Origin of the sequence: Streptococcus sp. FDAARGOS_256 (assembly GCF_002289235.2) — a bacterium.
Lineage (GTDB): Bacteria > Bacillota > Bacilli > Lactobacillales > Streptococcaceae > Streptococcus.
Window position 1 is genome coordinate 298,287 of record NZ_NTGM02000001.1, and the last position, 18,970, is coordinate 317,256.

The 18,970-nt window shown below is 42.1% G+C and carries 13 protein-coding genes and 2 pseudogenes; 14 read left to right on the plus strand and 1 reads right to left on the minus strand.

Annotated features, from left to right (window positions below; all coding sequences use genetic code 11):
• The first annotated feature begins 190 nt into the window (after positions 1–190).
• The 4 genes from pabB to A6J84_RS01710 all read left to right on the plus strand — a co-directional run bounded on the left by pabB (position 191) and on the right by A6J84_RS01710 (position 4,807).
• Entirely contained in the window at positions 191–1,912 is a 1,722-nt protein-coding gene (pabB, locus tag A6J84_RS01695) for an aminodeoxychorismate synthase component I (protein WP_049477485.1), read from the plus strand.
• 96 nt (positions 1,913–2,008) lie between these two features.
• Positions 2,009–2,809: an excalibur calcium-binding domain-containing protein gene (locus A6J84_RS01700; protein ID WP_080976501.1), complete on the plus strand. Its 801-nt coding sequence runs from the start codon at positions 2,009–2,011 to the stop codon at positions 2,807–2,809.
• A 100-nt stretch (positions 2,810–2,909) separates the two neighbouring features.
• Positions 2,910–3,869, plus strand: a complete 960-nt coding sequence (locus tag A6J84_RS01705) for an ROK family glucokinase (protein ID WP_049477486.1) — start codon at positions 2,910–2,912, stop codon at positions 3,867–3,869.
• Positions 3,870–3,967: 98 nt separating this feature from the next.
• Positions 3,968–4,807, plus strand: a complete 840-nt coding sequence (locus A6J84_RS01710; RefSeq protein WP_095725899.1) for a thymidylate synthase — start codon at positions 3,968–3,970, stop codon at positions 4,805–4,807.
• Between the two features lie 241 nt (positions 4,808–5,048).
• On the opposite strand, the gene A6J84_RS01720 is transcribed toward A6J84_RS01710, so the two are convergent.
• The gene (locus A6J84_RS01720; RefSeq protein ID WP_001051782.1) at positions 5,049–5,219 is read right to left on the minus strand and encodes a DUF3042 family protein; all 171 of its coding nucleotides are present in this window, start codon (positions 5,217–5,219) and stop codon (positions 5,049–5,051) included.
• A 120-nt stretch (positions 5,220–5,339) separates the two neighbouring features.
• Here A6J84_RS01720 and miaA point away from each other — a divergent pair, with 120 nt between their 5' ends.
• The 10 genes and pseudogenes from miaA (at position 5,340) to bgaA (ending at position 18,843) form a co-directional block, all read left to right on the plus strand.
• Positions 5,340–6,224, plus strand: coding sequence for a tRNA (adenosine(37)-N6)-dimethylallyltransferase MiaA (gene miaA / locus A6J84_RS01725; RefSeq protein ID WP_000850169.1), 885 nt, complete (start codon positions 5,340–5,342; stop codon positions 6,222–6,224).
• Positions 6,217–7,455, plus strand: coding sequence for a GTPase HflX (gene hflX / locus A6J84_RS01730; protein WP_095725901.1), 1,239 nt, complete (start codon positions 6,217–6,219; stop codon positions 7,453–7,455). The genes miaA and hflX overlap by 8 nt, the downstream gene beginning before the upstream one ends.
• Positions 7,448–8,071 (plus strand): cystathionine beta-lyase, encoded by a 624-nt coding sequence (locus tag A6J84_RS01735; protein WP_095725902.1) that lies wholly within the window; start codon positions 7,448–7,450, stop codon positions 8,069–8,071. Before hflX ends, A6J84_RS01735 begins: the two co-directional genes overlap by 8 nt.
• 14 nt (positions 8,072–8,085) lie before the next feature.
• Complete coding sequence (gene rnz, locus A6J84_RS01740) at positions 8,086–9,015, plus strand: ribonuclease Z (protein WP_095725903.1); 930 nt, start codon at positions 8,086–8,088, stop codon at positions 9,013–9,015.
• A gap of 20 nt (positions 9,016–9,035) precedes the next feature.
• Positions 9,036–9,791, plus strand: coding sequence for an SDR family NAD(P)-dependent oxidoreductase (locus A6J84_RS01745; RefSeq protein WP_049549781.1), 756 nt, complete (start codon positions 9,036–9,038; stop codon positions 9,789–9,791).
• A 397-nt stretch (positions 9,792–10,188) separates the two neighbouring features.
• The gene (locus A6J84_RS01750) at positions 10,189–10,518 is read left to right on the plus strand and encodes a hypothetical protein (protein ID WP_004252308.1); all 330 of its coding nucleotides are present in this window, start codon (positions 10,189–10,191) and stop codon (positions 10,516–10,518) included.
• A 6-nt stretch (positions 10,519–10,524) separates the two neighbouring features.
• Positions 10,525–10,719: a helix-turn-helix transcriptional regulator gene (locus A6J84_RS01755; RefSeq protein ID WP_006150191.1), complete on the plus strand. Its 195-nt coding sequence runs from the start codon at positions 10,525–10,527 to the stop codon at positions 10,717–10,719.
• Between the two features lie 243 nt (positions 10,720–10,962).
• A pseudogene (locus A6J84_RS01760) lies at positions 10,963–11,429 on the plus strand (alpha amylase N-terminal ig-like domain-containing protein); the annotation flags it as partial.
• Positions 11,421–11,615: pseudogene (locus tag A6J84_RS10150) on the plus strand (short-chain dehydrogenase); the annotation flags it as partial. The pseudogenes A6J84_RS01760 and A6J84_RS10150, both read left to right, overlap by 9 nt.
• Positions 11,616–11,865: 250 nt before the next feature.
• Positions 11,866–18,843, plus strand: a complete 6,978-nt coding sequence (gene bgaA / locus A6J84_RS01765; protein WP_095725904.1) for an LPXTG-anchored adhesin/beta-galactosidase BgaA — start codon at positions 11,866–11,868, stop codon at positions 18,841–18,843.
• Positions 18,844–18,970: the final 127 nt, after the last annotated feature.

Sequence of the window (18,970 nt, forward strand, 5' to 3'; positions counted from 1 at the left end):
CTTTTTTTGTTGAATTTTTGTGTAAAGTGCTCCAAATAAGATCAGTTTTTACAAGAAGAAGGGGAGCTATCTGATGGAGAATTGCCAAAAGTAGAAAAAGTAAAGTAGAGAAGATTTTTCGTTATAGAAATCAGTAAACAAAGCTGGATTTAGATGTTCTAGGTCGACTTTTTTGTGCTATACTTAAGATATGCATAGAAAAACAGTGATTGATTTTAGGGCTTTGGGGGAGAGATACACCTTCACTCAGCCTATCAAAGAGTTAAAAACGAGAGATTTAGCAGAAGTGGCAGACCTGCTGGCACAAGTGGAAAGCTACCAAGAGCAAGGGTATTATGTGGTGGGCTATGTCAGTTACGAGGCTGCACCTGCATTTGAGGAGAAATTAGCAGTTTATAAAGCTCCTTTACTGGCAGAGTATCTGTTATATTTTACAGTTCATGACAGGGTAGAAACATCGCCTATTCCTCTGACTTATGAGGAAGTAGATCTGCCTTCAAAGTGGCAGGAAGAAACATCTGCGACAGACTATGAAAAGGCTATTGCCCAGATTCACCATCATTTGCGTCAGGGAGACACCTATCAGGTCAACTACACTGTCCAACTCAAGCAAGAACTAAGTTCCAATCCTTTTGCCACTTACAATCGTATGGTGGTAGAGCAGGAGGCGGGCTACAATGCCTATGTGGAACATGACGAGATGACAGTGATTTCCATGAGTCCAGAGCTCTTTTTTGAGCAAAATGACCGGGAATTAACGACTCGCCCAATGAAGGGAACAACCCAGCGCGGGTTGACCGACCAAGAAGATTTAGAACAGGCTAGTTGGTTGGAGCAGGATCCTAAAAATCGCTCTGAAAATATGATGATTGTGGACCTCTTGCGCAACGATATGAACCGTATTTCTGAGGTGGGGAGTGAGCATGTGGAGCGTCTGTGTCAAGTGGAGCAGTATTCGACCGTTTGGCAGATGACTTCAACCATCAAGAGTCAGTTACGACCGGATGTTGAGCTAGTTGAAATCTTCCGTTCGCTCTTTCCATGTGGTTCCATAACGGGAGCACCGAAAATTGCGACCATGGAAATCATCAAGAACTTGGAGCCTCAACCCAGAGGAGTTTACTGCGGAACGATTGGTCTCTTGCTTCCAAATGGACGACGGATTTTCAATGTCGCCATTCGGACCATTCAACTGCATCAAGGGCAAGCCATCTATGGGGTTGGCGGAGGGATTACCTGGGATAGTACTTGGGAATCTGAATACCGAGAGGTTCATCAAAAGGCGGCTGTTCTCTATCGTAAACAAGCACGTTTCCAATTGATTACAACTGGGAAAATCAGCCAAAAACAACTGCTTTTTGAAGATCAACATCTGGAAAGACTGACAAAGGCAAGTCGATATTTTGCCTATCCTTTTGATCCAGAAAACCTGAGACAAAAGATAGAGAAAGAGTGCCAAGTTTGTGATGTTAATCAAGACTACCGCTTACGAGTTACCCTCAGCAAATCTGGAGAGATGAAACTCAGTCGCCAAATCTTAAGTCCCCTCAGTCCAAGTTTCTGCAAAGCCAAACTTTGTCTGCAAGAAGCAGATTTGAATCAATCCTTTACCTACTTTAAAACCACTCACAGACCACATTTAAGCCTAGGAGAGCAAGAGAAGATTTACCATAATGCAGCAGGAGAGCTATTGGAAACCTCTATTGGAAATCTGATCTTAAAAATTAATGGTAAACTCTATACACCACCTACCAGTCAAGGAATTTTGCCAGGAATCTATCGTCAGCATTTGCTAAAAACAGGACAGGTAGAGGAAAAAGTCTTGACTTTGGCAGACTTGAACCAAGCAGAAGCTGTCTATGGCTGTAACGCAGTCAGAGGTTTGTATGAGTTGGAAGTGAATTCTAAATAAATTTCATAAATTAAAAAATATAATGGATATGTTGAATTGTTGAATTAAGTTTGATAAAATAAAAAGAAAACGATGTCATTTTATTAGGAGGAAATGATGAAAAAAACAATTTTTCTGAAAGTGATTCTTACTGTCCTTCCAGTTTTAGGTTTGTTTGCTCAACCGGTTGTTGCAGAAGAAAATATTCATTTTTCTAGTTGTAAAGAAGCATGGGAAAATGGTTATTCTGATATTCATAGAGGAGAGCCCGGATACTCATCTAAACTAGATCGTGATGGTGATGGGATAGCTTGTGAACGTGCAAATGCACCTCGGGGAGTCTTTAAACCACGCCAGTCTAGTCCACAGAATAGAGTTTCTTCTAGTGGATGGGTTAAGCAGGATGGATATTGGTATTATTATTCTGACAATGGTAATCCAGTAACAAATTCTTGGAAAGGAGACTACTATCTCAAATCAGATGGGACAATGGCTCAGAGTGAGTGGATATATGACTCATATTACAAAGGATGGTATTATCTCAAATCGGATGGTTCGTATGCACGAAACACATGGATAGGAAGTTATTATCTAAAACTAAACGGAAAGATGGCTCAAAGTGAATGGATTTATGATTCATCATACCAAGCTTGGTATTATTTGAAATCAGATGGATCCTATGCCCAAAATGCTTGGCAAGGCGCTTTTTATCTCAAAGCAAACGGTAAAATGGCACAAGGTGAGTGGATTTATGACTTTTCTTATCAATCCTGGTACTACTTGAAATCAGATGGTTCATACGCTCGTAATACTTGGCAAGGAAATTACTATTTGAAATCAGATGGTAAAATGGCAAAGAATGAGCGAGTTGATGGTGGCAGATACTACGTAGATGGTTCTGGCCTTTGGAAACCATAACTCAGAATAATTTCTAGGAAGTTAATGCAAACCTTTGCACAAAAGAGACGATTTTGTTATACTATATCTGTAAGCATTTTCAATTAAAAAGGAGAAGACGATGAGTCAAAAGATTATTGGGATTGACCTTGGTGGAACATCTATCAAGTTTGCAATTTTAACTCAAGAAGGAGAAATCCAAGAAAAATGGTCTATCAAGACTAATATTTTGGATGAAGGAAGCCATATTGTAGATGATATGATTGAGTCTATTCGACATCGTTTGGACTTGCTTGGATTGTCAGCTACAGATTTCCGAGGGATTGGGATGGGATCACCTGGTGTGGTTGACCGTGAAAAAGGAACTGTTATCGGTGCATATAACCTCAACTGGAAAACCCTTCAACCGATTAAAGAAAAGATTGAAAAAGCCTTGGGGATTCCATTCTTCATTGATAATGATGCCAACGTAGCTGCTCTTGGTGAGCGCTGGATGGGGGCTGGTGAAAATCAACCAGACGTTGTCTTTATGACACTTGGTACAGGTGTTGGTGGCGGTATCGTGGCAGAAGGCAAATTGCTTCACGGTGTTGCTGGTGCAGCAGGAGAGCTTGGCCACATCACTGTTGACTTTGACCAACCAATCGCATGTACCTGTGGTAAAAAAGGCTGTCTTGAGACAGTTGCTTCTGCAACAGGGATTGTCAACTTGACTCGTCGTTATGCAGATGAATACGAAGGCGATGCGGCTTTGAAACGCTTGATCGACGACGGTGAAGAAGTAACAGCCAAAACTGTCTTTGACCTTGCAAAAGAAGGGGACGACCTTGCCTTGATCGTTTACCGTAACTTCTCACGTTACTTGGGTATCGCGTGTGCTAACATAGGATCAATCCTAAACCCATCAACAATCGTTATCGGTGGTGGTGTATCAGCTGCGGGAGAATTCCTTCTACAAGGTGTTCAAAAGGTCTACGACGAAAACACCTTCCCACAAGTACGTACATCAACAAAATTAGCTCTTGCAACTCTAGGAAATGACGCTGGAGTTATCGGAGCAGCATCACTTGTATTGCAATAAGATAATGAAAGGAGAAAAACACTACTTTAAAGCCAGTGATTTTCCTCCTTTCTTTTTTTATGTTATACTAGTTAGGACAATAAATGAGGTGAGAGTAAATGACAAAAGCAGATACGATTTTTAAAGAAAATATTGAACGAATCCTCAAAGACGGCGTCTTTTCTGAACAAGCACGTCCCAAGTACAAGGATGGGACTGTTGCCAACTCCAAGTACATAACGGGTGCCTTTGCTGAGTACGACTTGGCCAAGGGGGAATTTCCCATCACAACCTTGCGCCCGATTGCTATCAAATCCGCCATCAAGGAAGTACTCTGGATTTATCAAGATCAGTCTAATAGCCTAGAAGTGCTCAATGACAAGTACAATGTTCACTACTGGAATGACTGGGAAGTGGGAGAGACAGGAACCATCGGTGAACGCTATGGGGCGGTCGTTAAGAAACACGACATCATTAACAAGATTCTCAAGCAGTTGGAAGCTAACCCTTGGAATCGTCGCAATATCATCTCGCTCTGGGATTACGAGGCTTTTGAGGAGACAGACGGCCTCCTTCCATGTGCTTTCCAGACTATGTTTGATGTCCGTCGAGTTGATGGGGACATCTATCTGGATGCGACTTTGACCCAGCGCTCGAATGATATGCTGGTTGCTCACCACATTAATGCTATGCAGTATGTGGCTCTACAGATGATGATTGCCAAGCATTTCGGCTGGAAGGTTGGGAAGTTTTTCTATTTTATCAACAACCTTCATATCTATGATAATCAGTTTGAACAAGCTCAGGAATTGCTTCGTCGTGAGCCGTCAAACTGCCAACCACGCTTGGTTTTAAATGTTCCTGATGGGACTAATTTCTTTGATATCAAAGCCGAAGACTTTGAGTTGGTTGACTATGATCCAGTCAAGCCACAACTGAAGTTTGATTTGGCTATTTAATACTCTTCGAAAATCTCTTCAAACCACGTCAGCGTCGCCTTACCGTAGGTATGGTGACTGACTTCGTCAGTTCTATCCACAACCTCAAAACAGTGTTTTGAGCTGACTTCGTCAGTTCTATCTGCAACCTCAAAGCAGTGCTTTGAGCAACCTGTGGCTAGATTTCTAGTTTGCTCTTTGATTTTCATTGAGTATAAAAGAAAATAAAAAGAAGTTGAGATTTCTCAACTTCTTTTGTTGCTTAATGTGATACGCGGCGGCGAGCTGCTTTTTTGCGGTTTTCTTCGATGAAAGCTGCTTTTTGCTCTTCTGGCTCAATCACTTTCTTTTTAATTGCGTATACTGCACCTGCAACGGCAGCGACAGTTCCTGCGACACCTGTTACAAGACCTTTAGCGAATCCTTTAGCCATGAGTCTTCCTCCTTTATCTTCCCGATCAGCCAGGCTCCTCAAGTGGTAGCATTTTTCTGACTGACCTTTTTGTGATATAATAATAGTAACGAAAAAATGGAAATTTTTCAAGGAAAAAAGATGAAAACAAAAATAATTGTGATTGTTGGACCGACTGCTGTTGGGAAGACAGCCCTTGCTATTGAAGTGGCCAAGCGCTTTGGTGGAGAGGTGGTCAGTGGTGACAGTCAGCAAGTATACAGAGGATTGGATATTGGGACGGCCAAGGCTAGCCCAGAGGAGCAAGCTTCTGTTCCTCATCATTTGATTGATGTCAGAGAGGTGACCGAGTCTTACTCGGCTTTTGATTTTGTTTCAGAAGCTAAGAAGGCTATTGAGGATATTCAAAGCCGTGGCAAGCTTGCTATTATCGCTGGTGGGACTGGGCTTTATATCCAGAGCTTGTTAGAAGGCTACCATCTAGGTGGGGAAACACCTCATGAGGAGATTTTGGCCTATCGGGCTAGTTTGGAGCCTTATTCAGATGAGGAATTAGCCCATCTTGTGGAGCAAGCAGGTCTTGCAATTCCCCAGTTTAACCGTCGTCGTGCTATGCGTGCCTTGGAAATCGTCCATTTTGGTCAGGATTTGGAAAATCAGGAAAGTCCTTATGAACCTTTGATTATCTGCTTGGATGATGAACGCAGTCAGCTTTATGAACGTATCAATCGCCGAGTAGATCTGATGTTTGAGGCTGGGCTTTTGGATGAGGCCAAGTGGCTCTTTGAGCACTATCCAGATGCGCAGGCAGCCAAAGGCATTGGTTACAAGGAACTCTTTCCTTATTTCCGTGGGGAGCAAACTCTTGAGAAAGCAAGCGATAGTCTCAAACAGGCGACCCGTCGTTTTGCTAAGCGTCAGCTGACCTGGTTCCGTAATCGCATGCAGGTGACCTTTTATCAGATAGGAGAGCCTGGAGTTCAAAACCGCATTTTAAGCCAGATTGAGGAGTTTTTAGATGATTGAAACGGAGAAAAAAGAGGAACGAGTCCTACTCATCGGTGTGGAATTGCAGGGCATGGACAATTTTGACCTCTCCATGGAAGAATTGGCCAGTCTGGCTAAGACAGCTGGGGCAGTCGTTGTAGATAGCTACAGGCAAAAACGGGAAAAGTATGACTCCAAGACCTTCGTTGGTTCTGGTAAGTTGGAAGAGATTGCGCGGATGGTGGATGCAGAAGAAATTACTACTGTCATCGTCAATAATCGCTTGACTCCACGGCAAAATGTCAATCTAGAAGAAATTCTCGGTGTCAAGGTCATTGACCGTATGCAGTTGATTCTGGATATCTTTGCCATGCGGGCTCGAAGCCATGAAGGAAAACTCCAAGTTCATTTGGCCCAGCTCAAGTATCTCTTGCCTCGCTTGGTTGGTCAGGGGATTATGCTCAGCCGTCAGGCGGGGGGAATTGGTTCCCGTGGACCTGGTGAAAGTCAGCTGGAACTGAACCGTCGTAGTGTTCGTAATCAAATCACAGATATCGAGCGCCAGCTCAAGGTGGTTGAGAAAAATCGGGCGACAGTCAGAGAAAAACGCTTGGAGTCAAGTACCTTTAAGATTGGTTTGATTGGTTACACCAATGCTGGGAAATCAACCATCATGAACACCTTGACCAGTAAGATCCAGTACGAAGCAGACGAGCTATTTGCGACTCTGGATGCGACGACAAAGAGCATCCATCTAGGGGGCAATCTTCAGGTTACCTTGACTGATACGGTTGGCTTTATCCAAGATTTGCCAACAGAATTGGTGTCCAGTTTTAAGTCCACTTTGGAAGAAAGTAAGCACGTGGATCTTCTGGTTCATGTCATCGATGCCAGTAATCCTTATCACGAGGAACATGAAAAAACGGTTCTGTCTATCATGAAAGACTTGGATATGGACGATATTCCTCGCCTGACTCTTTATAATAAAGCGGATTTGGTGGAGGATTTCATGCCGACTCAAACGCCTTATGCCCTCATTTCTGCCAAGTCTGAGGATAGTCGTGAGAACTTGCAAGCATTGTTTTTGGAGAAGATCAAGGATATTTTTGAGAGATTTACCCTGCGCGTGCCTTTTTCAAAGTCTTACAAGATTCATGATCTAGAAAGTGTGGCGATTCTGGAAGAGCGGGACTATCAAGATGATGAAGAAGTGATTACAGGCTACATTTCCGAGAAAAATAAATGGAGGTTAGAGGAATTTTATGACTGACATTAAAACGTTGGCTCTAAAATATGGAGGTTATACAAGCTTGGATAAGGTCTATCTGGATCAACTTCTAGCTGGCAAAACAGAGCAGGAGCAGTTGGCACTTATCACACCTCCTCCGAGTGTCGTCAATGCCTACTTTGCTGAACTCTACCAGAAAAAGAGCCCTCAAGCTGCGACAGATTACTTTGCAGAACTCAGTCATGAACTGAATCTCTACAATGCTGAGCCAAGTTTCACCTTTGAAAATAAGCCTTTTATTCGTCTTAATCTGTCTGGTAAATCTTTTGGATTTTGCTATGAGAGTGAGGGCTTGGGGCGAATTTTCTCTGAAAATGAAGAGGAAATCTCGGATGACTTACTTTTTGAGATTGCGCAAATTTTCCCCCATCAACTAGTCTTTGAGGAGTCTGGAAAGATTTACATGAAGTCTGTCGGAGATGAAGAAGTTGTTAGTGTGAAGAATCTCACAGCTTTGACTGATTTAGAAAGTTTAGCAGATGGTCGCAAGCGTCTCAAAGGCTACAGCCAAGAGGATTTACTGCAAGAAGCTGTTGCTTTTTCTGGCAGTCGCTATTTCCGATCGGAAAATCGCACAGCTATGTTATATATTGATTAATTAGAAAGTATCGAATGGATATTCAATTTTTAGGAACAGGGGCCGGTCAGCCCTCTAAAGCCCGCAACGTTTCAAGTCTCGCCCTGAAACTCTTGGATGAGATTAACGAAGTTTGGCTCTTTGACTGTGGAGAAGGAACGCAAAATCGCATTCTGGAAACCACGATTCGACCACGGAAGGTCAGCAAAATCTTTATCACCCACCTGCATGGAGACCACATCTTTGGATTGCCAGGATTTCTCTCTAGCCGTGCTTTTCAGGCCAATGAAGAGCAGACAGATTTGGACATCTATGGACCGCAAGGAATCAAGTCATTTGTCTTAACCAGCCTTCGTGTGTCAGGCTCTCGTCTGCCTTACCGCATTCATTTTCATGAGTTTGACCAAGATTCTCTAGGGAAAATCTTTGAGACCGATAAATTCACTGTGTATGCAGAGGAGCTGGACCACACTATTTTCTGCGTTGGTTATCGTGTCATGCAAAAGGATCTAGAAGGGACCTTGGATGCTGAAAAACTTAAGGCTGCTGGTGTTCCATTTGGTCCGCTTTTTGGAAAGATCAAAAACGGCCAGGACGTTGTTCTCGAAGATGGAACTGAAATCAAGGCAGCAGACTATATCTCAGCTCCCCGTCCAGGTAAGATTATCACCATTCTGGGTGACACCCGTAAAACCAATGCCAGTGTGCGTCTAGCTGTTAACGCTGATGTCCTTGTCCATGAGTCGACTTATGGCAAGGGAGATGAAAAAATTGCCCGCAACCACGGTCACTCAACCAATATGCAGGCAGCACAAGTAGCAGCAGAAGCCGGTGCTAAACGCCTCTTGCTCAATCATATCAGTGCTCGTTTCCTCTCAAAAGATATCAGTCAGCTCAAGAAAGATGCGGCAACTGTTTTTGAAAATGTCCATGTGGTCAAAGACTTGGAAGAAGTGGAAATTTAGAAGATTGAGAAAGGATAAGTATGCGCACCATCATCATCACTGGAGCAAGCGGTGGCTTAGCCCAAGAAATGGTCAAACTCTTGCCAAATGACCAACTCATCTTGCTAGGTAGAAACAAGGAAAAACTAGCCCAACTATATGGAAATCATCCTCATGTGGAATTAATTGAAATCGATATTACTGATGACTCAGCCCTGGAAGCACTAGTAGCTGACCTCTATCTCCGTTATGGCAAGATTGATGTCTTGATTAACAATGCTGGCTATGGAATTTTTGAAGATTTCAACAAGATCTCTGATCAAGACATTCACCAGATGTTTGAGGTCAATACCTTTGCCCTGATGAATCTGTCTCGTCGCTTTGCGGAGCGCATGAAGGAAAGTCGAAAAGGTCATATCATCAATATCGTCAGCATGGCAGGATTGATAGCGACTGGCAAGTCTAGTCTATATTCTGCGACCAAGTTTGCGGCCATTGGTTTTTCAAATGCTCTTCGCCTTGAGCTCATGCCCTATGGTGTCTATGTGACAACTGTTAATCCAGGACCTATCCGTACAGGATTTTTTGACCAGGCAGACCCAGATGGGACCTACCTCAAATCGGTCGACCGTTTTCTATTGGAACCAGATGCTGTCGCGCAAAAGATTGTTAAGACCATAGGCAAAAACAAACGTGAAATCAATCTTCCGCTCTTACTGAATCTAGCCCATAAGTTTTATACCCTCTTTCCCAAGTTAGCAGATAAGTTGGCTGGGGAAACCTTTAATTATAAGTGAAAAGGCTGTTCCCTTGAGGAATGGCTTTTTATTTTTTTCGGTTGCTAATTTGTAGAAAAATACCACATGATAAACAGGCAGTTTATAACGATTAAGCCCATTTAAGGTATAAATAGAGATAAGAAAGCAGAAAAGAGAGGATAAACTTCGAGTCTAACATAACTGAAAGTATATCTATAGCCGAAGCTTATGAAGTCAAGATAAAATAGGATTAAAAGAACTTGCCCTTTGTCAGATTGATTAGACTGTAAATTGGAGTTAGGAATATTCTTAGAATAGATGAAGAAAATAAAAAAAGTAAAAATGTTAAAATATCTTGACATTTTATCGATTTAGAGTATAATAAGAAATGTAAAGAGCTCTTGACATTATTACAAAAATTTGGAGGAACAAAGCCATGAAAAAGATGGATGAAATGGACAGAGATATTCAGTTGCGTTCTGAGGAGTGGGGCTATAAAACAGCGCTTTTGGGTTTATGTGCATGGACAGGATTTAATATCTATCAAGCACTTGTTGTTGGTGGCAAACTTGAAATGCTTCCTTGCTTAATTTTGATCTTATCTGTAAGTGTGCAAGGATTTGCTCAAACCGCAATAAAACGCAATATGATTGCTGGTGATGAAGAGTATAAAGAACCAAATAAACTTGTTCAAGGAGTCATTCTAGCAGTTGTCACTGTTATCGTAGTATTGGCTGTTGGCGTTTATTTTTTTCAGAAAGACTAATGCTGTATGAAAAATAACATCAAACAGTTAAGAAAGTCTGAGGGACTACGTCAGGAAGATATGGCAAGAATATTAGGCGTTAGTCGACAAACCATAATTGCTATAGAGAATGACAAGTACAATCCTACACTTGAACTAGCAATGAAAATTGCAAGGTTGCTACGACTACATGTTGAAGAAATTTTCATTTTAGAAGATTAAAGATATCAGATAGCTTTTATTTTAATCATCTGATTCGTAATGATGAGAGAGTTTTTCAGTTCATGGAAACTCTCTTTTTAAAGCTCAAAAAGAGTCTACTCAATTTTACCCTTGTCCATCTTATATATCTATCGTAAAACTGGTATAAAATTTGCAAATAAACAGCTAAAATAGTATACTAGTTCTGTTAATTATGAAAACGTTTGCGTTTTTGTTGATGATAGATTATTTAGGAGACAAATGATGGAATTAACAGCTATTTATCATAGACCAGAATCAGAGTATGCATATCTTTACAAGGAAGATCAGCTACATATCCGAATTAGAACCAAGATAAATGATGTCCAGAAGGTTATCTTACACTATGGAGATCCCTTTATTTTCATTGAGGATAAGTATGAAGCCAAGAAAGAAATGACCAAAGTAACCTCAGATGCCCTATTTGACTATTGGCAGATTACAGTCTCGGTTGATTTTTTACGCATTCAGTATCTCTTTGAACTCCTTGATAAAGAGGGTAAGGGTATTTTTATGTAGATAAGGAACATACTCAAGAAAACTTGGATGCTGAAGGAAATGGCTTTAAACTTCCTTATGTTCACGAAATTGATGGATGTCAGGTTCCTAGTTGGGTTTCAAATACCGTGTGGTATCAGATTTTCCCAGAACGCTTTGCTAATGGAAATCCTCATTTGACGTCAGATGGGAGCTACCTCAAGTCTGTTGACCGATTTCTCTTAGAACCAGATGTAGTCGCTAGAAAAATTGTCAAAATCATAGGAAAAAACAAACGGGAACTCAATCTCCCAGTTTTGTTGAATCTAGCCCATAAGTTTTATACCCTCTTTCCCAAGCTGGCCGATAAGTTGGCAGGGGGAATCTTTAATTATAAGTAAAAGGAGTTCCTTACAAAAGGAACTTTTTTATAATACTGAACTGAGTGTCAAAAATTTGTTTGTTTTTGTTCTAAATCTACATTCATTTTTTTCGAATCTTCTACAAATTTTAGAAAAAACAATCAAAAATATGATTTTTTGTGTTTAGGGTATTGAAATTTCCTATATTATTTTATAAAATAAGGGTAAAAGGCTATGAAAAAGTAATGTGCTTACAAATAAATGGAAGCGGTTACTAAAGGAGGGTTTTATGGAAAAAGGCCATTGGAATCGTAAAAGAGTCTACAGCATTCGTAAGTTTGCCGTAGGCGCTTGCTCTGTCATGATTGGAACCTGTGCGGTTCTATTTGGAGGAAGTGTCATTGGAGAATCACCAGTTTTCGCGGATGAAACTCCAATTACTCACACTGTGGAACAAGCAAAAGAGGAAAGTCCGGCAGTGGAGGAAAAAGAAGATCAAACTGTAGCAGAGCACAAGGATGCTGCAAGTGTCGATCAAAGTCAAGCCACTCCAATTGAAGCAAGCAAACCCGAGAAGAAAGAAGAGGAACCTGTAGCTCCAAAAGAGGAGAAAGCATCTCTAAAGCCTGAAGAAACAGCTCCAAAGGTAGAATCTCAAGCTTCAAGTCAAGAAAAGCCTGTCAAGGAAGAGTTGAAAGCTGCGACAAATGAAGAAGTAAATCAAATGATTGAAGATAGAAAAGTGAATTTTAATCAAAATTGGCACTTTAAACTCAATGCGAATCCTAAAGAAGCTGTGAAATCAGATGCTGACGTATCAACATGGCAAAAATTGGATCTCCCACACGACTGGAGTATCTTTAACGATTTTGACCATCAGTCACCTGCTCAAAACGAGGGTGGACAGCTCAATGGTGGTGAAGCTTGGTATCGCAAGACATTTAAACTTGATGAAAAAGATCTCAAGAAAAATGTTCGTGTGACCTTTGATGGTGTCTACATGGACTCTCAAGTCTATGTCAATGGCCAGTTAGTGGGACATTATCCAAATGGTTATAACCAGTTCTCATACGATATTACTAAATACCTCCACAAAGATGGTCGTGAGAATGTGATTGCTGTCCATGCAGTCAATAAACAACCAAGTAGCCGTTGGTACTCTGGTAGCGGTATTTACCGTGATGTGACCTTGCAAGTGACAGATAAGGTTCATGTTGAGAAAAATGGGACAACCATCTTAACACCAAAGCTAGAACAACAGCAACATGGCAAGGTTGAAACGCATGTGACCAGCAAAATTGTTAATACAGACGATAAAGACCATGAACTGGTGGCAGAGTATCAAATCGTTGAACGTGGTGGTCAGGCTGTGACAGGTTTGGTTCGTACAGCGAGTCGTACCTTGAAAGCACATGAATCAACAAGTCTTGATGCGATTTTAGAAGTTGAACAACCAAAACTCTGGACAGTTTTAAATGATAAACCAGCCTTGTACGAATTGATTACGCGTGTATACCGTGATGGTCAATTAGTCGATGCTAAGAAGGATCTGTTTGGTTACCGTTACTATCATTGGACTCCAAATGAAGGCTTCTCTTTAAATGGTGAACGCATTAAATTCCATGGTGTTTCCTTACACCATGACCACGGAGCGCTTGGAGCAGAAGAAAACTATAAGGCAGAATACCGTCGTCTCAAACAAATGAAGGAGATGGGCGTTAACTCCATCCGTACAACTCATAACCCTGCAAGTCCACAGACCTTGCAAATCGCAGCAGAACTTGGTTTGCTGGTTCAGGAAGAGGCTTTTGATACGTGGTATGGTGGCAAGAAACCATATGACTACGGACGTTTCTTTGAAAAAGATGCCACTCACCCAGAAGCTAGAAAAGGTGAAAAATGGTCTGACTACGATCTTCGTACCATGGTCGAAAGAGACAAAAATAACCCAGCTGTCTTCATGTGGTCTATCGGAAACGAAATCGGTGAAGCCGATGGTAACCCTCATTCTCTAGCAACTGTAAAACGTCTAGTCAAAGTTATCAAGGATGTTGATAAAACTCGTTACGTTACCATGGGAGCAGATAAGTTCCGCTTTGGTGATGGTAGTGGTGGACATGAGAAGATTGCAAATGAACTGGATGCGGTTGGTTTCAACTACTCAGAAGACAACTACAAGAAACTTCGTGCGAAACATCCAAACTGGTTGATTTACGGTTCTGAGACATCTTCAGCTACCCGTACACGTGGAAGTTACTATCGCCCTGAACAGGAATTGAAACATAGTAACGGACCTGAGCGTCATTACGAACAGTCTGACTATGGTAATGACCGAGTTGGCTGGGGTAAAACGGCAACAGATTCATGGACGTTTGACCGTGACAACGCTGGCTATGCTGGACAGTTTATCTGGACCGGTACAGACTATATCGGGGAGCCTACACCATGGCACAACCAAAACCATACACCAGTTAAGAGTTCTTACTTTGGTATTGTAGATACAGCGGGTATTCCAAAACATGACTTCTACCTCTACCAAAGCCAATGGATTTCTGTCAAGAAGAAACCGATGGTTCACCTTCTTCCTCACTGGAACTGGGAAAATAGAGAATTGGCATCAAAAGTTGAAGATTCAGACGGAAAAATCCCAGTTCGTGCCTACTCAAACGCTGCAAGCGTAGAATTATTCTTGAACGGTCAATCTCTCGGAGTTAAGACCTTCAACAAAAAACAAACTAGCGATGGACGAACTTACCAAGAGGGTGCCAATGCCAAGGAACTCTACCTTGAGTGGAAGGTTGCTTACCAACCAGGTACTTTGGAAGCTGTAGCTCGCGATGAAGCTGGAAACGAAATTGCACGTGATAAGATCACGACTGCAGGCCAACCAGCAGGTGTTCGTCTCATCAAGGAAGAACACGCAATCGCAGCAGATGGAAAAGACTTGACTTACATCTACTATGAAATCGTAGACAGTGAAGGAAATGTGGTACCAACTGCCAATAATTTGGTTCGTTTCCAATTGCATGGACAAGGTCAACTGGTTGGTGTTGATAATGGGGAACAAGCCAGCCGTGAACGCTACAAGGCACAACCTGATGGTTCTTGGATCCGCAGAGCCTTTAACGGTAAAGGGGTTGCCATTGTTAAATCAACTGAGCAAGCAGGTAAATTCACCCTTACTGCCCACTCTGATCTCTTGAAATCGGACCAAGTCACTGTCTTTACAGGTAAGAAAGAAGGACAAGAAAAAACTGTTTTAGGTACAGAAGTACCAAAAGTACGTACTGTTATTGAGAAAGAGCCAAAAATGCCGAAGACAGTCGGTTTTATCTACAGTGATGGCAGTCGTGAAAAACGTCCAGTCACTTGGTCTTCAGTTGATGTGAGCCAAGCAGGAGTTGTGACTGTTAAAGGTATGGCAGACGGACGCGAAGTTGAGGCCCGTGTCGAAATTCTAGCAATCGCAAATGAGCTTCCAACTGTTAAGCGTGTTGCTCCAGGAACAGACTTGAGCGCTGTTGATAAATACGTTTCTATTGCTGTTACGGATGGAAGCGTACAAGAATACGAAGTTGATAAGTGGGAGATTTCGGAAGCAGATAAAGCTAAACTGTCAGTTGCAGGATCACGTATTCAAATGACTGGCCAACTAGGAGGAGAAACCATTCATGCTACTCTTGTGGTAGAAGAAGGCAATCCTGTGGCACCTGCAGTACCAACTGTAACGGTTGGTGGCGAATCTGTCACTGGTCTTACTACTCAAAATCCAATGCAATATCGAACTCTTGCTTACGGTGCATCCTTGCCAGAAGTTGTAGCAAGTGCTGAAAATGCGGATGTTACTGTAGTCCAAGCAAGTGCAGCAAACGGTATGCGTGCAAGCATCTATGTTCAACCAAAAGATGGTGGACCTCTTCAAACCTATGCAATTCAGTTCCTCGAAGAAGCACCAAAAATTGACCATTTGAGCCTACAAGTGGAGAAAGCTGACAGCCTCAAAGAAGACCAAACAGTGAAATTGTCTGTACTCGCTCACTATCAAGACGGAACACAAGCAGTTCTACCAGCAGATAAGGTGACCTTCTCTACAAGTGGTGAAGGGGAAGTCGCAGTTCGTAAAGGAATGCTTGAGTTGCATAAGCCAGGAACAGTCACTCTCAAAGCAGAATATGAGGGGGCTACAGGTCAAATCGATCTTACGATCCAGGCCAATACTGAGAAAAAAGTAGCCCAATCTATCCGTCCAGTAAACGTAGTAACAGACTTGCATCAAGAACCTACTCTTCCAGCAACAGTAACGGTTGAGTATGACAAAGGTTTCCCTAAAGCGCACAAAGTCACTTGGCAAGCCATTCCAAAAGAAAAACTCGACCACTATCAAACCTTTGAAGTTCTAGGTAAAGTTGAAGGTCTGGATCTTGAAGCGCGTGCTAAAGTATCTGTAGAAGGCATCGTTTCAGTTGAAGAAGTCAGTGTGACAACCCCAATCTCAGAAGCACCACAATTACCAGAAAGCGTTCGTACCTATGATTCAAATGGTCACGTTTCATCAGCTAAGGTTACTTGGGATACGATTCGTCCAGAGCAATACGCCAAGGAAGGTGTCTTTACAGTTAATGGTCGCCTAGAAGGTACGCAATTAACAACTAAACTTCATGTTCGCGTATCTGCTCAAACTGAGAAGGGAGCAAACATTTCTGACCAATGGACCGGTTCAGAATTGCCACTTGCCTTTGCTTCAGACTCAAATCCAACTGATCCTGTTTCAAACGTCAACGATAAATTGATTTCCTTTAATGACCGCCCAGCTAACCGTTGGACAAACTGGAACCGTAGTAATCCAGAAGCTTCAGTTGGTGTCCTATTCGGAGATTCAGGTATTTTGAGCAAACGTTCAGTTGATAATCTAAGTGTCGGATTCCACGAAGACCACGGAGTTGGCGTACCGAAGTCTTATGTGATTGAATATTATGTCGGGAAGACCGTTCCAACAGCCCCTAAAAACCCTAGCTTTGTAGGTGAGGAAAACCATGCCTTTAATGATCCTGCAAACTGGAAAGAGGTAAGCAATCTCAAAGCACCAGCTCAATTAAAAGCTGGAGAAATGAATCATTTCAGCTTTGATAAAGTTGAGACCTATGCGGTTCGCATTCGTATGGTTCGACTTGATAGCAAGAAAGGAACGTCTATCACAGAAGTACAAATTTTTGCGAAACAAGTCGCAGCAGCCAAACAAGGACAAACGAGAATCCAAGTTGACGGTAAAGACTTAGCAAACTTTAACCCAGATTTGACAGACTACTATCTTGAGTCTGTAGATGGAAAAGTTCCTGCAGTAACAGCAAGTGTTAGCAACAATGGTCTCGCTACCGTCGTTCCAAGTGTTCGTGAAGGTGAGCCAGTTCGTGTTATCGCGAAAGCTGAAAATGGCGACATCCTAGGAGAATACCGTCTACACTTTACAAGCAATAAAGACTTGCTCTCTCGTAAACCAGTTGCTGCGGTCAAACAAGCTCGCTTGCTACAAGTAGGGCAACCACTTGAATTGCCAACTAAGGTTCCTGTTTACTTCACAGGTAAAGACGGTTACGAAACAAAAGACTTGGCAGTGGAATGGGAAGAAGTTCCAGCAGAAAATCTGACTAAAGCAGGCCAATTTACTGTTCGAGGTCGTGTCCTTGGTAGTGATCTTGTTGCTGAGTTCACTGTACGAGTGACAGACAAACTTGGTGAAGCTCTTTCAAATAACCCAGAGTATGATGAAAATAGTAACCGCGCCTTTGCTTCAGCCACTAACGACATTGATAGAAACTCCCATGACCGTGTGGACTATCTCAATGACGGAAATCATTCAGAAAATCGTCGTTGGACAAACTGGTCTCCAACACCATCTTCTAATCCAGAAGTATCAGCAGGTGTGATCTTCCGTGAAAATGGTAAGATTGTAGAACGGACTGTAGCGCAAGCCAAACTTCATTTCTTTGCAGATAGTGGTACGGATGCCCCATCTAAACTCGTTTTGGAACGCTATATTGGCCCAGACTTTGAAGTTCCTACCTACTATTCAAACTATCAAGCCTACGACGCAGGCCATCCATTCAACAATCCAGAAAATTGGGAAGCTGTGCCTTATCGTGCGGATAAAGACATCGCAGCTGGTGATGAAATCAACGTAACATTTAAAGCTGTCAAAGCCAAAGCCATGAGATGGCGTATGGAGCGTAAAGCAGACAAGAGCGGTGTTGCGATGATTGAGATGACCTTCCTTGCACCGAGTGAATTACCTCAAGAAAGTACGCAATCGAAGATTCTTGTGGATGGAAAAGAACTTCCTGACTTCGCTGAAGATCGTCAAGACTATCAAATCACCTATAAAGGTCAACGTCCTAAAGTCTCAGTCGAAGAAAGCAATCAAGTAGCTTCAACAGTTGTAGATAGCGGAGACGATAGCCTTCCAGTACTTGTTCGCCTTGTTTCAGAAAGTGGAAAACAAGTCAAGGAATACCGTATCCAGTTGACTAAGGAAAAACCAGTTTCTGAGAAGACTGTTGCTGCTGTACAAGAGGAACTTCCAAAACTCGAATTTGTTGAAAAAGATTTGGCCTACAAGACAGTTGAGAAAAAGGATTCAACACTGTATCTAGGTGAAACTCGTGTAGAACAAGAAGGAAAAGTTGGTAAGGAACGGATCTTCACAGCGGTTAATCCTAGTGGAAGTAAGGAAGAAAAACTCCGTGAAGTGGTAGAGGCACCGACAGACCGCATCGTCTTGGTTGGAACTAAACCAGGAACCTCCCTTCCAGAAGATGAAGTGAAGAACCTAGTCCTTAACAGACCAGAACTTGTAATCGAAGAAGAAACAATTGATTTCAAGGTTCAGGAACAAAAGAATGATCAGCTTCCAGCGGGTCAAACTCGTGTTCTCCAAGAAGGTCAAAAAGGTATCCGTGTTCACTTGATCGAAGTTGAAAATGGCAAGCGAACTGAAAAAGAAAGCTATGATAAAGTCATGGCTCAAGATCGCGTTGTAGAAGTTGGTACGGCTAGTGAAACAACTAAACCAGTACCTCAAGAATCTACAAAACCACAAGTATCAGAAAAAGCAGATACAAAAGAAATCTCCTCAAGTGAAGCTAGTCAAGCTCAAGAAGAACAGTTACCAAATACAGGAAGTGCAGAAAGTCAAGCAGCTCTAGCAGCAGGTTTAGCTCTTCTTGGTTTGAGTGCAGGTCTAGTGGCCACTAAAGGCAAAAAAGAAGACTAGAATGAATCAGTATTTCTTCTAATTGTATCTCAAAAAGACCAGGGAAACCTGGTCTTTTTAATAGGCAGAAGTACTTTCTCTAGAGCAATTTAACGTTTGTGAAATCAGATTACCAAAATGATAAAAA

What these genes read in the sequence shown, in the direction of transcription:
- A6J84_RS01750 (WP_004252308.1), top strand. Translation starts at nt 10,189, where the DNA reads ATGAAAAAGATGGATGAAATGGACAGAGATATTCAGTTGCGTTCTGAG.
- bgaA (WP_095725904.1), top strand. Translation starts at nt 11,866, where the DNA reads ATGGAAAAAGGCCATTGGAATCGTAAAAGAGTCTACAGCATTCGTAAG.
- A6J84_RS01705 (WP_049477486.1), top strand. Translation starts at nt 2,910, where the DNA reads ATGAGTCAAAAGATTATTGGGATTGACCTTGGTGGAACATCTATCAAG.
- A6J84_RS01700 (WP_080976501.1), top strand. Translation starts at nt 2,009, where the DNA reads ATGAAAAAAACAATTTTTCTGAAAGTGATTCTTACTGTCCTTCCAGTT.
- A6J84_RS01745 (WP_049549781.1), top strand. Translation starts at nt 9,036, where the DNA reads ATGCGCACCATCATCATCACTGGAGCAAGCGGTGGCTTAGCCCAAGAA.
- rnz (WP_095725903.1), top strand. Translation starts at nt 8,086, where the DNA reads ATGGATATTCAATTTTTAGGAACAGGGGCCGGTCAGCCCTCTAAAGCC.
- pabB (WP_049477485.1), top strand. Translation starts at nt 191, where the DNA reads ATGCATAGAAAAACAGTGATTGATTTTAGGGCTTTGGGGGAGAGATAC.
- A6J84_RS01755 (WP_006150191.1), top strand. Translation starts at nt 10,525, where the DNA reads ATGAAAAATAACATCAAACAGTTAAGAAAGTCTGAGGGACTACGTCAG.
- A6J84_RS01720 (WP_001051782.1), bottom strand. Translation starts at nt 5,219, where the DNA reads ATGGCTAAAGGATTCGCTAAAGGTCTTGTAACAGGTGTCGCAGGAACT.
- hflX (WP_095725901.1), top strand. Translation starts at nt 6,217, where the DNA reads ATGATTGAAACGGAGAAAAAAGAGGAACGAGTCCTACTCATCGGTGTG.
- miaA (WP_000850169.1), top strand. Translation starts at nt 5,340, where the DNA reads ATGAAAACAAAAATAATTGTGATTGTTGGACCGACTGCTGTTGGGAAG.
- A6J84_RS01735 (WP_095725902.1), top strand. Translation starts at nt 7,448, where the DNA reads ATGACTGACATTAAAACGTTGGCTCTAAAATATGGAGGTTATACAAGC.
- A6J84_RS01710 (WP_095725899.1), top strand. Translation starts at nt 3,968, where the DNA reads ATGACAAAAGCAGATACGATTTTTAAAGAAAATATTGAACGAATCCTC.